Consider the following 13,537-nt stretch of genomic DNA (forward strand, 5'->3'; position numbering starts at 1 on the left):
CTTCTCCTGTTCAGACGTGGAGCATCAGGTAGATCCCGGGGAACGCGAGGAAGCCGATGAAGGCCAAGCCGAGCAGGGCGAGGGGCATGTCCATGCGGTCGGAGCGGACCGACGCGCCGGTCTTGCGGGACGCCAGCTGCTGCTGGGCCAGCGATGTCGCTTTGGCGCGGAGGGTGTCGGCGATTCCGGCGCCGTCGTGGCCGGCGCTGGCGATGATTTGGCCGATGTCCTTGAGCTCGCGGACGCCCGTGGTCTCGGCGAGGTCGATGAGGCCGTCCCAGGGCATCCGGCCGCGCAGCGCGGCCTCGTCGATGGCGAGCTTGATCCGTTCGAACGCCCAGCCGGATCCGAGCGTCGCCGGGTAGCGCAGGGCTTCGGCCGGGCCGCGGTCGCCGAGCCTGCCCAGCGCGACCAGCCGGCAGTACGCGGCCAGCGCGGTCGTGAACGTCGTCCGGGCGCGCTGGACCTTGGCTTTCAGCAGGAGCGCCGGGAGTTGCCAGCCGAGCAGAGCGGCTCCCAGGGAGGCTGCTCCGGACAGGAACACCGGCGGCGCCGCGCCGAGCGCGACCAGCAGCATCGCCAGGAGCGGGATCCAGAGGGCGCCGCCGAGCAGCAGGCCGACGCGCTGCAGTAAGAATTTTTCCCGCGTTTGACCGACCAGTTCCAAGTCCGTCGGCGACGCGGCGAGGTGCCACCGGTCCGCGTACTGGATCGCCAGTTTGGCGAGGCCGGGTTCGGCTGCGCGGTCGTGCAGGATGTCCGCGAGCCGCGGTCGCGTCGGGGCGAATGCGGCGACGACGAGCGTGACGCCCGCCGAAGCACCGATCGCCGCGAGGATGAGGATCACCTGGGCGGTCATGCCCGATCTCCCGGCGTGAGGAATCGCGATGTGCGTGGTTCGAGGCCGAGCCGGCGCAGCCACACGACAGCGAGAGCGACGACGCCCAGCACGGCGGCGAGGACGACTTGGCCGCCGGGACTGTCGTAGACGGAGGTGTAGCTGGAGCTGTCGAAGGCGGCGAAGCCGACGAACATCGCGCTCCACAGACTGAGCAGGATCCTGGCGGCGGATCGGCGGCGCGCGCGTTCGGCTTCGGCGTCGCGGCGGGCGGCGACGTCGTCGGCGATCTGACCTGCCAGGGTCCGCAGCAGGTCGACCATGCCGCTCCCCTGGGCGTAAGCGACGCACAGACCGGCGGCCGCGGCGTCGCCGACTTCGTCGTCCAGGTCGTCGGCGAGGCTCAGCAGCGCCTTCGGGACGTCCCACGTCCGGAGCCGCTGCGCGAGCTGGGCGACCTCGCCGGCGATGGCGGCCGGCGCCTCGGGCGCGGAACCTTGCAGCGCGCCGACAAGTCCTGCGCTGCCGGCCTGCAGGACGTCGGCGAGGCCGCGGAGCCAGTCCGCCAACGCTTCCAGCCGCTCGATGCGCTGTGCCGCGGTATTCCCAGCACCGAACAGCCACGGCCACAACATGACCAGCGCCGCGACGGCGAGCCCGGCGACCGGCCAGCCGCTCGTCAGCCAGGTGCCGGCGCCGAGGCCTCCGGCCGCTCCGCCGCGCATCGCGGTGCGGCGGTCTGTCCGCCACCGACGAGGCCGCCGGAAGCTCGGACGCTGCGGTTCGTCGCTGCCGAGTGCGCCGGCGACGATCATGGTCACGGCCGCCCCGCCGAGGAGGACCGCGACGGCCAGGATGAGTTCGCTCATGGCGTGCTCCAGCCGCCGTCGCCGCTCGCGGTGAGCCAGGCGCGGTCGACTCCGCCGCGTTCGTAGTCGGCGAGGTCGGTCGGCAGGTTGCCGGTAGGCTGCCCGCGCCGGTCGTTGGCGCTGGCCTTGAACAAGTAGGTTCGCGCGGGTCTTCCGTACTCGCCGGGCTCGATCGAGACGATCTCGGCGACGTGCCGGTCCAGGCGGTCCTGCTGCTGGACGAGGTCGACGTGCACGATGAGGTCGATCGTGTTGGCGACGAGCACGTAGGCGAACTCCGGCGTCCACGCCGCGTTCGCTTCCAAGCACAGCAGGACCATGCGGTGCACGGCTTGCGCGGCACTGCGTGCGTGCACAGTGGACAGAGAGCCGGCGCCGCCGGAGGACAACGCGTTCAGCATCGGGATGATCTCGTTGCCGCGCACCTCTCCCACGACGGTTCGTGCTGTGTGCATCCGCAGCGACTGCGACACCAGCCGCGGGAGGTCCACCCCGCCGTCCAACCGCTCAGAGTTAGCTTCGCGTTCCTCGAACGCGATCACGGCCGGAAAGCGGTCGCGGTGGCGGTGCAGGCCCAGCTCGAACTCGGTCTCGAGCGTCGCGAACCGCTCGGTCGGCGGGATTTCCCAGCAGAGCGCACGCAGAAGCGTGGTCTTACCGGCCTTCTGGCGGCCGCAGACGACGACGTTCTTGTCCGCGCGAACGGCCGCGCGCAGGAGCATCAGCTGCGCGGCCGAAATCATCCCGCGCTGCCGCAGCTCCTCGAGTCCCGCGGTCGGCAGCCGGTGCCGGCGGATCGAGATGTGCGGCCGGTTGGTGACGCCGATGGCTGCCGCGAGCCGCTCCCCTCCCGGCAGCTCCATGTTCAGCAGGGGCCGGGCGTCGTTGATGGTGTGCTCGGTGCGCCCCATCCGCGCGGCGATGCGCTGCAGCCACTGGACGACCTCGGCGTCGGTGGCCGCAATGCGAGGGCCGCGCGTGACCCGGCCGTCGTGGTGGGACAGCCAGGCGGGTTCGTTGCCGATGATGTCGATGTTCTCGATGGCCTCGTCGGCCAGGAGCTGGTCGAGGCTGCCGAGGCCGAACATCTCCGCGAGGACGGCCTGCCTGACGGTCTGCTCCTCGCGGGCGTTCAAGAACTGCTGCCCGGAGCTGGCCCAGTCTTTGCCGACCGCGGCCAGCACGTTGTCGACCAGTTCTTCGGCCACCTCCCGCTCGGAGCGGGACTGCCGTGCGGCCTCTTGCTGGACCAGCGGTGCGAGCTGCTGCTGGGCGCGGGCGACGAGCTCGTCAACGGACATGGCGCACCGCCCTCCGGCCGATCTCGTCCGCGGCCTTGCGTGCGGTGGTCAGCAGCGGCGAGGACTCGAAGCGCCGTCCCGGCCGGTGCAGGTTCGTGAACTGCGCCGCGCTGACCGGATCCCACGGCAGCCAGCCGGCCATCGGCACGCCCTCGGCGGCGAACTGGTCGGCGATCTCCCGGTGCGGGAACCGCTGGTGCGTGCGGGGGTCGGGGTCGACGACCAGGAGCGCCAGGTCGTCGCCGGCCCGGCCTGTCTCCTCGCGCAGGACGTCCAGCGACGCAGCGAGTTTGCGCAGTGAGCTGCGGGAGTTGGTGACGACCAGGACCATAAGCGCGGCGCCGGTGAGGACCGCGTAGGGTGCGCCACCCGCTCGGACGCGACCGCAGTCGGCGAGGACGTCGACGGTCTCCAGCTCGAGGAACAAGTCGGTCAGCCGTCGCCAGTCCAGGCTCTCGGCTTCCCGCGGCGAGCGGGCCCCCGGCAGCAGGTGATGGCACGCCGTGCCATCGGGCAGTACCACCAGTTGGCTGGACATCGCCCGGTGCAGCGGCATCGAACGGGCTTGGACCAAGACCTCGAAGACGCTGGGCTGGCCGTGACCCCCGTCGGGGTCGAAGACGTCCAGCGCTTGAGCGCCGGTCGGGTCGCACTCGGCCAGCACGGCGTGGCGCGGCCAGACCCAGGTCAGCGCCGCCACCGCCGTGGAGACGCCGGGGCTGCCCTGCAGGGAAGCGAACGCGATCAGCATGCCGGTCACCCGCCCTTCGGCAGGGCAACGATCGCGACACCGCCGGTCGACGCGCGTGCGGCAACCTGGGCGCCGTCGTGCTCTCGAACGACGATGTCGACCACCTGCAGCGACGAGCTGTCGCGGGCACCGACGCGCAGCACCGAACCGCGGACCGGTGTCCAGGCGTTGTCCGTCGAGCCGACCGGGACCAGCAGCACGGGCTGCCGGGGCTCGAGAGGTGTCGTCGGCAGCTGACCCGGCTTGACCGCGACGCCGACCAACTGCTCACCCGGCGCCGGAATCGACGGGCTGTCGGCCGCCAGATCCGAGGTGAGGATCGCGCCTGGTCGCAGGTCGGTCGGGGCCGGTTTGCCGATGAGTTCGAACCGCTGGTCCCAGGCCAGGGCGTGCACGCCGGGATCCGGTCGCACGTGGACCTCCAGCAGCGCTTCGGCCGTGATGACCTCGCCGTAGCGGACCGGGGCCGCGACGCCAACGGCCGCGATCGAGTCGTCGACGGTTCGGAACACCCAGACCACGCCGATGGCCGAGACCGCGGAGAGGACCAGGCCGAGCAGGATGAACAGCTTCGACCGGCGCCGCCGCGGCGGTCGTAGTGGTGCTGGCTCGGGCGGTGGGGTTTCCGGGACGGTTCGCAGCGGACCTCGGGTGGTCATCGCGGCCCTCCCGTGTTCAGCGTCCGGACCTCGCGAAGGGCCAGCCGTGCCGAGGACGTCAGGTTCAACGTCCGGAACGCGCTCTGGCCGCCGCCGGACCAGCTGATCTCCCACCTACTCGTCGCGTTGATCTCGGCCACGCCGCCGGCCACGAGCCGTTCGTAGACGTGCCCGCAGGTCGGCGACGGCTTCCCTGCCTGATCGTCGGTGAACGGCGTTCCCGGATTTGAGCAGCGCGTCGTCGTTTCGTCGCCCATCGACCAGTCGATCCGCGCGAGCGTCGCCGTGGCGGTGACGCTGATCGGGCCGGCGGTCGCCGTCCGGGTCACGGGGCCGGTTGTCGCCTCTCGGCGGGCGGTCCACATCCAGACCGGAAAGCCGATCGTGGCTCCGCGCGGCGAGTTCGCGGATGGGCTCAGCTGGATGTCCGGAGCCGACAGGCTCATTTCGGCGATCGCTTGCTCGGCCAGCTCCACCGGGGAAACCTGCGGCACGGCGATCGGCTGCCCGTTCGGCGCGAACACCACCCGCGGCCACCCCTGCAGCGCGCCGCCACCTCGGCAGATCAGCAGCTTCAGCGACCCTTGCGACGGATCATGGCCACCCCACAGCGGGTCCCCGGCAGGTGGCGGCGTCCAAGGTTGGTCGACGCACGGATACTGCGGAGCGCCGCTGTTCCGGCCGCCGGATGCGGTCGCCGGACCTGCGGGCCCAGCTGGACGGCCCGGATTCGCCGCTGTCACCCAGCATCGACCTTGGCTTCCTGCGGCGGTGCATCCACCGGCTTCCTGAGCATGCGCCATCGCTGGAACCGCGGTCATGCCGAGCACAGCCAGAACGCGCAACCACGCCTCAACATGGCTTCTCCAATCGCGCCTGTACCTGCTGGACGAGCCAGCGGTCCGGATTCGGGTAACGGACGATCTGGGCTTCGAACTCGTAGCGCTTGGGCTGGTCGGGATGGTCCAAGCTCCGCCCGCCATCGCCCGGCTTCTCGCTGATCAGGTGCTCATTCGTCGCGTCGAGGCAGTCGATCACGACGACCCGTGGCGGTGGCGCCAAGGCCACGGTCGTCACCTTGGGCGATCGGCCGTATTGCCCCCTGCTGTGCGCCGGCACGGAGGCGAGGTTCGCCAGCTCGCCGATGTAGGCGGACAGCGCTGGGTCCGCCATCACCTTCGCCAGCTCCGTGGGCCAGTCCACGCCGCGCGGCGAAGCAGCAGCTTCCTCGCTGATCCGCCAGTACCGCTCGTACACGCGCAGGGCCTGCTCGACTGCCTGATCCTCCGGCCCGTGTGGCTTCGGCGGCGAGGGCGCCGCAGCCGGCGGGCCGACCACCGTCGGCTCGCCCCCGCCGGTGCACGCGGTCATCGGCGCCAGCAAGCAGAGCAGCCCGATGAGTCGAGTTCGGAACACCTCAGGCCTCGCCGTAGAAGCCCGGGATGCAGTTGACTCCGCCGTTCCACCAAGCGCCGGTCACGCGCCACCTGATCACCGGCTGGAGGTCGGTAATGCCGGGACCGACGCAGTAGTGGTAGATGTTGCCCCAGATGTCTTCGACGTCGAGCATGACGGTGGAGCCGGTGCCGCCGTCGCAGTGCCGGTACTCCCCCCAAGCCAGGTAGCCGCACTTGTCGCGAAGCTTCACCTGAGTTGCAGCGTCAGCCGGAGTCGCGACGACGCCGAAGGCGGTTGAGGCGACCAGGGCGACGCAGAGCACCCTGGCCAATGTCCTGAAGCGAAGAGTGCGAGAGCTCATTTGTCCTCCGCGAATTCGTTCTGAGCCAACGAGAACTCGATGACTTGATAAATCCACTGTGGAACGAACAGCGATTCTGCGGAACCGCGCGAGCGACCCAGCGCTGTGCCGATTTTGTGCCAGAGGTGTGCCAATCGAGTCAAGACGAGAACGATTTTCAAGTCCCTGAGATCGTTACGTTCGCCATGGCTGCGACGACTTCATCAACATGGCGAACTCTGAGCCCTTCGCTCGGCACCGGCGGCCGTTCTACGCGATGGCCATCGCACCGGACGGCCGCTGGCTCGTCGCTAGTGGCCGCGACGGCTTCCTCACGCGCTGGGACACGACCAACGGCCGCCCCAGTGGTGCGCCCATCGAGGCCGACTCGAACTCGGTGCTCGCTGTGACCGTGACACCGGACGGCCGGCAGATCGTGAGCGGCGGTTACGACGGCGTGGTACGCGTCTGGGACGTCGAGACAGGTAACCTCACCCGCTCGTTGGGCAACAGCATGCGCGCAGTCTGGACGGTCCGAGTCAGCTCAGATGGCACACGCGTACTCGCCGGTGGTGCTGATGGAGAGTTGCACGTGTGGAACCTCACCGACGGTCAGCTCACCAACACGTTCTCACACGCAGGATCGATACGAGCGATCTGCGTTTCGCCCATCACCGAAGAAATCATCTGGGCCGGCAAGGAGACCTCAATCCGACGCGCGTCGTACGATGGACGACTCAAGGAGCCTCTCCTCGGCCACGTCGGCTTGATCCATGCCTTGACCTTGACGCCCGACAGCGCACGGCTTGTCAGCGGTGGCGGCGACGGCACGATCCGTCAGTGGGACCTCAGCAGTGGTATGGAGATCGGCGAAGCCGTTCACGGCCACGAGGGTGCAGTGTTCGCAGTAGCCGTCACCTCGGACGGAAGCCAGATTCTCAGCGGCGGCGGTGACGGCACCGTTCGTCGCTGGAACCTCGCTTCTGGCACAGCAATCGGTGACCCGCTTCGCGGTCACACGGACTCGATCCGCTCCATACAGGTCAGCCCGACCGATAATCGAGCGTTCAGCTGCAGTAACGACGGCACAATCATCCAGTGGTCCTTCAATGCCACGACAGTAACCCGGGAATCGCTTCCGGGACCGAGCGTGCCGGTCAACGCACTTGCCGTCCAAAGCTGGCCGCCAGAAGTGTTCAGCGCGAGCATCGACGGAGCCATCCGCCGATGGGATGGGGCGACCGGTCGCTCGCTCGGCCGATTCCGAGCCCCGGACGGCTGGGTCAACGCGATCGCGCTGTCACCCGATGGCAGACTCCTCGCTCGAGTCGGCGAAAGCGACACCATTGTCTGCTCGAATGCCCACACCGGCGAGTACGTCGGCGAGCCGCTGACCGGCCACCCCGGCGGCGTTCGCGCAGTCACGTTCACGCCCGACAGCCAGTTGCTTGTCAGCGCAGGCGCAGACGGCACCGTACGTCGATGGAACTCTTCGACGGGAGAACCCCTCGGTAAGCACTTGACCGGGCACCGTGGCCCAGTGAACTCCGTTTGCGTGAGCCCGGACGGGAGCCAGATCATTGCGGCCGGCAGCCAGGACGGTCGGTTGCTGCGTTGGGACGTCGCAACCGGAGACCGTGTTGGTGACCCGATCAACGCGCACTCGCCGGCTGCTTTGACCGTATCGATCGATCGGACCGGGCGGCGCATCGTCAGCGGCGGCAGCGACGGCCGAATCCGAGTGTGGGACGCCAGTAGCGGCCGAGCAATCACCTCGCCGAAAGTAGGTCACATCGGATCCGTGACCGTCGTCCGGTTCAGTCCTGACGGAAACCGAATCTTCAGCGGCGGAACGGACCATGTCATCTCCGAGTGGGACACCGTAACGGGTGAGCGTGTCGGTGACGCCTATATAGGGCACGAGGGCACGATCACGTCACTTGCCTTCCTCGACGACGGCGGCGCCGTACTCCTCTCCGGTTCCGCCGACGGGACCGTGCGCAGATGGGATATCGCCCACCAAAAGGAGCTTCCCGCCGGAGCCGATCTTCCGACCGTCGTGAAGGAAGTAGTCGCCGACGTCCAGAGCGATTTGGAAAGCAGCGACGATCGCCTGGGCATCGGCAACGACGTCCGCCTGATCGGCGCGATGCTCGCGGCGACCACCGTGCGACCACCGTTGTCCGTGGCACTCCTCGGCGACTGGGGGTCGGGTAAGTCGACCTTCATGGTGCAGTTGCGGCGATGGCTTGTGGATGCTGCAGAGCGCGCCGAAGGGTCACTCACCAGCACATTCGTCTCAAACCTCAGGCAGGTGACCTTCAACGCTTGGCACTACAGCGACGACCACCTGTGGGTCGGGCTCGTCGAGCACATGTTCCAGGAGCTCGCCGTAACCGATGCGGTGGTCGACCAGGCCACCGCGGAGCGGGTCACCGAGCTCAAAACGGCCCTCTCGACACGTAAATCCGATCGCGAACGGCTGACAGCAGACCTCGAAGCGATCGATCGAATCGAAGCCGACCGAGGCTGGTTCGCCGCCGCCCGGGCGCCGCTGCGCAGCGCCCGCGTGGCAAGAGCCGCGGTGACCAGCGGCTGGCGGGAGCTCCGCACCCACCGAGGCTGGCCGTTCCTTCTCGTAGCTGTTGTCGGCATTGCCGGCGTGGTTTTCAGCATTCGGTTCGGACAGGATCAGCTCGCGTGGATCGCTGGCGCGATCGCGGCGCTGGCGCCGGTCGCCGCTGCCTGGCGCACGTTACACGAGTCCACGGAGAACGTCCGAAAGCAGTTGTTGCGCCGGAAGGACGAACTCGACGCCGATATCAAGAAGACCGATGACGCACTCGCTCGCGTCGAGCCGGCGCACCGGCTCGACCGGTTGCTCGCGGAGATCAGTACGGCCGAGCGGTACGAGAGCTTCCGCGGTCTCACCGGTCGCATCCACCATGACCTTCGTCGCTTGAGCGACGACCTGGCGATGGCTCGAGCAGCCTGGTCCGACGACGGCGCGCGGGGCAGGCCACCATTGCAGCGCATCGTCCTCTACGTCGACGACCTCGACCGCTGCACGCCCCAGCGGGTCGCTGACGTACTGCAGGCCATCAACCTCCTGCTCACCATGGACTTGTTCATGGTCGTCGTGGCAGTCGACCCGCGATGGCTGATGAAGGCGCTGAAGCGGTACCACCTGGGTCTTCTGCACGATGCGGTCACGCCGTTGGACTACTTGGACAAGATCTTTCATATTCCCTTCGCGTTGCGACCGATGGGCGCCCAAGCTTCGGACTACCTGAGATCGATGCTGCCGGTAGACACTGGGCCACGACCGGCAATTTTGCCCAGGGTCGGCTACCGGCAAAACCCTGCGCAGCCTGATACAGAGAGCACCGCCGTCGAAGCCGACACCTCCACCGAGATCGAGCAACCAGACCCGGTTCAGTTCCAGAACCGCCCGCGCCGGCGCCCGGCCAATTATTCGCCGAGCGACCTCGCTCCGGAGGGCATGAAGCTTCAGCCCTTCGAGCAGGACTTTCTGGCGAACCTCGTGTCCCTGCTCCCGACACCCCGCGCGGTCAAGAAACTGGCAAACCTCTACCGGCTCATTCGCCTGTCCGTAGCACCGGAGCAGCTCGACATGTTCCTCATCAGGCAAGAGTTCCACGCCGCGGCGCTGCTCCTTGCTGCACTGGTCAGCGACCCACGGGGGACCCGAGAACTAATGATCCGGCTCGGCGACGCAGCCGGTCAGGACATCGTCGATGTCTTGGAGGGCAATGGACTCCCCCATCGATTGTCCGTGCTGATCAAGGCTGAGCGCGTCGCGGGGCGAGAGGTCCACGGCGAACTCGGGACGTACCAGAGATGGGCGACTGCGATCGCTCGGTACGGATTCGAAACCTACGACCTCTTCGTCGCCACTCGCTGATCGCTTGATATCCAGCACGTCGTCAAGCGGAGATCGCCCCGAGAGAGGCAAGGCGCGTTCGGACCTCCAACGCACGTACATCTCGGAGGCCTTCGAGGATGCCCAAGCTTCGCACGTACGCGTCGCAATCTTGGTCGACCTGCCGAATTTCGAGAAGCGCATCAGCCCGGGAAATGAGCGTGTCGGCAGCACTCCACCGCTGCCAGCTCTTGCTACGAAGCGCCAGCGCTTCATCAAAGTGCTTCAGTGCCGTGCGGTGGCGGCCGCGCCGGCTGAGCAAGACACCGAGCCGTTGGTGTGCGATGCCGAGCGCCGCCTTCGACGTGAACATCTGCGCGCGATTCGGCGCGTCAAGGGCGCACTCCATCCCCAATTCAAGATCGACAATAGTCGAGATTCCGCGCTGACGTCCGAGATCGACAGACGACGTCAGCGTGTCGGCAGACAGCCGTAACAGCTCGCACACCCTGCGCGACTCTACTCAACAACGGTCTCGATTACGGAGGACGGCTCGTTCACGAGCGATACCCGACACCGCTCAGCACCAGCGAGCCAGTTACTTGCACCAAGGGTTACCGAGGATGCCTACCCGTTCCAGTCACACACGAAATATCAGGAAGGTCAGCTTAATGAGCCTCTTGCGAAGAATAACGCGGGGCATCCTGATATTTTCTACACTATCTTTCCTAACGCTCTCGATGTTCTTCCTAAACAACATCTTCGACTCGGATAACTTGCCGATTCTATTCGGAAATGAATCCGAATCAACATTTTACAACGAGCTCACAGAGGAGAAGTTCACAGGATCCAGATCGAACGATACCACTATCTCGTACATAAATGATTCCGACGACTGCCCGATAGCAAAGCCGTCAAAACTGGCACGCACCACCGAAACGCACGTAAGCGTGAAATTAGTGCCAGGAAAAAAGGACAGCACAAAAGTATACGTTGAGTCACAACTCTTACTGGACAAGCTCGACCCCCTCCTGACTTGCTTGAATAGCACAAGGTTTGAGCAGGTCGAGAGGTTCATGAGCAATGCAGCAGGATTGGTGCAAATTCAACTCAGGTCACACATATCGAATATAGCCGTAAGCAATCTGACAACTACCATACCTGTCGAAAATGGATTGGCGAAGGTAACCGCATCAGCAGAGGGTGAAACACCCACATCTCACCTGAACATCAGCATTCTAAAGAACAGGAAATCGGTTGCCGACCTAGGAATCGATCGCTCCTCGGCGCAGATCGAAGTAGACGGCTATCAGATCATCGGCGCCGACGGAGCTCCGATAAGCAGTCAGAATTCGACCTCAGTATCATTCTTACCAACAGCACCAACCGCATCGGGAAATGTCTCCCTGAGCCCGCGCGACGGCAGCAATAATTCCTCCATCCCGGGATCCGATCCTGACGATCAGGACGTTCCAAATTCTGTGCTACTTTTCCCCCTTGCAGCACTCTTTCCATGGTTGGGATTCCTCTACAGCGGTCGGTCCTCCAAGTCCGAAGCACATCGGCGAGTGAAGAAGGTTCTACCATGGCTGGCGATCGCGGTTGTCACCGTCGGAGCCTTGACAACCGTTGGCTTCCCAGTCTTGAGCTCGAGCTTCTCATTGGTGATCCTCCTGATTCTTGTGCCGATCTTGTTGGGCTTCGCCTCGATGCGAAATGACGCCGAATCAGGTCGATCAGTTCACGGTAGAATCGTGCTTTCTCTCACCATAATTGCAGTAGCCACAGTGCTGGCGATAATCTTAGAAGGAAGAGCCTTTCTGAACCCTAAAATCGCACTATTCACCACAACTTGCATTCTGGGCGGCATACTACTGGCGAGCACATGGACACGGAACCTGCAAAATTGGCGGTACGGGTTGGAACTTGGCATCTCCTGCGCTACCGGAGTTATTCTGCTCCATGCATGTCGACTGGAACCCTACTCGATACTTACACCACTATGCTTGATCGCTTGGGCGGCATACATATATTTCGCATCGAGGCGACTCAAAGTACGCAAGTACTTTTCATTCATACTGGCCGCACTGACAATGCTTTCCTTTTCTCCAGTTCAAACAATACTTGACAACTGGTCAAAGTCGACATTTACACCTTGGGCTTGGCCTTTCGGTTTTACGACACACAAAAATTGGCCATGACCATGCTTCTTATGGCCAACGTATTTTTCCTATCCTACTTGGTCAGGATCTTGTGGCTACTTCGAGACGAAGCACTGTCCAGAAATAGAATCTTGATCAAAGCTGCCGCCATCGGCATTCTTCTGGTCGTATCATCCGTTCAAGTGGAGTTGATCTCGACTTATTCGGCCATCGGCGCCGCAGTGGCATGCTTGGCCGGATTTCATTGGTTGATCAATATCGACGAAAAATCGAGCAGACTCGCCCGAGTCACCCGTTCGGCGCATGCTCGCCTCCTGCGCCTAAGTGGCCAGCGATCCAAAATATCGAATCTCGCGTCCGCGACGTTCAGGACGCAGGTGAGTCGAAATGAGTCCGGGGAGTTCGATTTACAAAAACTTGTCCAAGAACAGTACCGACTCGATCGGGCCGCTGGCATGTATCGAGCGGTCCCGGCAGAACATATCGGAATAACCCACGCCGCACAGGGGTCCAACGGTGGATACAGTGAGGCGGAAAACGCCAAATTTGGCTTGGTCGTAGCGTTCTCGGTCAGCTTTCCATTCATGATTTATGAACTACTTCCCTTCATTTCATCGCTTGCCGCAAACCTATCTTCGTATGCCCCATTGGAAATCCTTGTGACAGTAGTGCATTATCTCCGATGGGTTGCTTTTGGCGGCGTTTTTGGCTATTTTTACCCGGCGATCCGGGGTCAAGTTCCGATCAGAAAGTCCATGGCCTTACTCCTGACCCTCGTTCCGATCGAATTTTTCAGCGTAGATTTTGCAGCTCCCGCTGGCGTGGTTATCCCAGCCCTTGCGATCAAAACCGGGTTCCTGCTTTTCTTCGCCTTGAGCCTCGGACTGGCATGGGAATGGCGCCTGGCCAAAGCGGCAAGCGTGCACTGGGGAAGAGTCCGGGATTTCAGCCGCGTCAAGTCCTTCTTTGTCCCTGTATCGACGATAGTAATCGCTGGAGTTACAGCCTTGGCGACCAGCCTGGCCAGTGCCGCGGTGAACGAGATGGTCCAGCCCAGTCCGCCACAAAACGGAACGTCGTCCCTTCCCACCCAGCCAGCGAAATAGTTCCGGCGTAACGACTTCGCATTTGGCCGCATCGCAGTCTCGGAGCCAGTCTCGCCTGTTTCCCGGCCTCACGCGCCCAGACCGACACCGTCGCCTCATCAGGCGCATGGTCAGGCACCGAGACGGCGGCCGAGGCGGCCGGTGCCGCCAGCACCGGCAAACCGGCGACGCCGACGACGGCAGGCAGGAAAAGAGCGCGCCAAGGCACGCCGGAAACCCCCACGAGATCC

Annotated in this window: 12 protein-coding genes; 3 read left to right on the plus strand and 9 right to left on the minus strand. The window is 64.7% G+C overall.

The annotated features are described in order from the left end of the window. Positions 1–10: 10 nt before the first annotated feature. The 8 genes from ABZ342_RS00330 to ABZ342_RS00365 all read right to left on the minus strand — a co-directional run bounded on the left by ABZ342_RS00330 (position 11) and on the right by ABZ342_RS00365 (position 6,066). Complete coding sequence (locus ABZ342_RS00330) at positions 11–859, minus strand: type II secretion system protein (RefSeq protein ID WP_360467950.1); 849 nt, start codon at positions 857–859, stop codon at positions 11–13. Further along, complete coding sequence (locus ABZ342_RS00335; protein ID WP_360467951.1) at positions 856–1,707, minus strand: type II secretion system protein; 852 nt, start codon at positions 1,705–1,707, stop codon at positions 856–858. The genes ABZ342_RS00330 and ABZ342_RS00335 overlap by 4 nt, the downstream gene beginning before the upstream one ends. After that, positions 1,704–3,008, minus strand: a complete 1,305-nt coding sequence (locus ABZ342_RS00340; RefSeq protein ID WP_360467952.1) for a CpaF/VirB11 family protein — start codon at positions 3,006–3,008, stop codon at positions 1,704–1,706. Before ABZ342_RS00340 ends, ABZ342_RS00335 begins: the two co-directional genes overlap by 4 nt. Next, the gene (locus ABZ342_RS00345) at positions 2,998–3,759 is read right to left on the minus strand and encodes a hypothetical protein (protein ID WP_360467953.1); all 762 of its coding nucleotides are present in this window, start codon (positions 3,757–3,759) and stop codon (positions 2,998–3,000) included. Before ABZ342_RS00345 ends, ABZ342_RS00340 begins: the two co-directional genes overlap by 11 nt. A 5-nt stretch (positions 3,760–3,764) precedes the next feature. Continuing rightward, on the minus strand, positions 3,765–4,418 hold the full coding sequence (locus ABZ342_RS00350; RefSeq protein ID WP_360467954.1) for a flagellar biosynthesis protein FlgA: 654 nt from the start codon (positions 4,416–4,418) through the stop codon (positions 3,765–3,767). Continuing rightward, on the minus strand, positions 4,415–4,945 hold the full coding sequence (locus ABZ342_RS00355) for a hypothetical protein (protein ID WP_360467955.1): 531 nt from the start codon (positions 4,943–4,945) through the stop codon (positions 4,415–4,417). Before ABZ342_RS00355 ends, ABZ342_RS00350 begins: the two co-directional genes overlap by 4 nt. A 325-nt stretch (positions 4,946–5,270) precedes the next feature. Continuing rightward, positions 5,271–5,801, minus strand: a complete 531-nt coding sequence (locus tag ABZ342_RS00360) for a hypothetical protein (RefSeq protein WP_360467956.1) — start codon at positions 5,799–5,801, stop codon at positions 5,271–5,273. Between the two features lie 34 nt (positions 5,802–5,835). Next, positions 5,836–6,066: a DUF6355 family natural product biosynthesis protein gene (locus tag ABZ342_RS00365; RefSeq protein WP_360467957.1), complete on the minus strand. Its 231-nt coding sequence runs from the start codon at positions 6,064–6,066 to the stop codon at positions 5,836–5,838. Between the two features lie 319 nt (positions 6,067–6,385). On the opposite strand from ABZ342_RS00365, the gene ABZ342_RS00370 reads away from it, so the two are divergent. Continuing rightward, entirely contained in the window at positions 6,386–10,081 is a 3,696-nt protein-coding gene (locus ABZ342_RS00370; RefSeq protein WP_360467958.1) for a P-loop NTPase fold protein, read from the plus strand. Positions 10,082–10,103: 22 nt separating this feature from the next. On the opposite strand, the gene ABZ342_RS00375 is transcribed toward ABZ342_RS00370, so the two are convergent. Next, positions 10,104–10,547, minus strand: a complete 444-nt coding sequence (locus ABZ342_RS00375) for a tetratricopeptide repeat protein (RefSeq protein ID WP_360467959.1) — start codon at positions 10,545–10,547, stop codon at positions 10,104–10,106. 163 nt (positions 10,548–10,710) lie between these two features. On the opposite strand from ABZ342_RS00375, the gene ABZ342_RS00380 reads away from it, so the two are divergent. Next, a complete protein-coding gene (locus tag ABZ342_RS00380) occupies positions 10,711–12,240 on the plus strand; it encodes a hypothetical protein (RefSeq protein ID WP_360467960.1) in 1,530 nt (509 codons plus the stop codon). Continuing rightward, complete coding sequence (locus ABZ342_RS00385) at positions 12,237–13,307, plus strand: hypothetical protein (protein WP_360467961.1); 1,071 nt, start codon at positions 12,237–12,239, stop codon at positions 13,305–13,307. Before ABZ342_RS00380 ends, ABZ342_RS00385 begins: the two co-directional genes overlap by 4 nt. Positions 13,308–13,537 lie beyond the last annotated feature (230 nt).

Source organism: Amycolatopsis sp. NPDC005961, assembly GCF_040629235.1.
Classification (GTDB): domain Bacteria; phylum Actinomycetota; class Actinomycetes; order Mycobacteriales; family Pseudonocardiaceae; genus Amycolatopsis; species Amycolatopsis camponoti.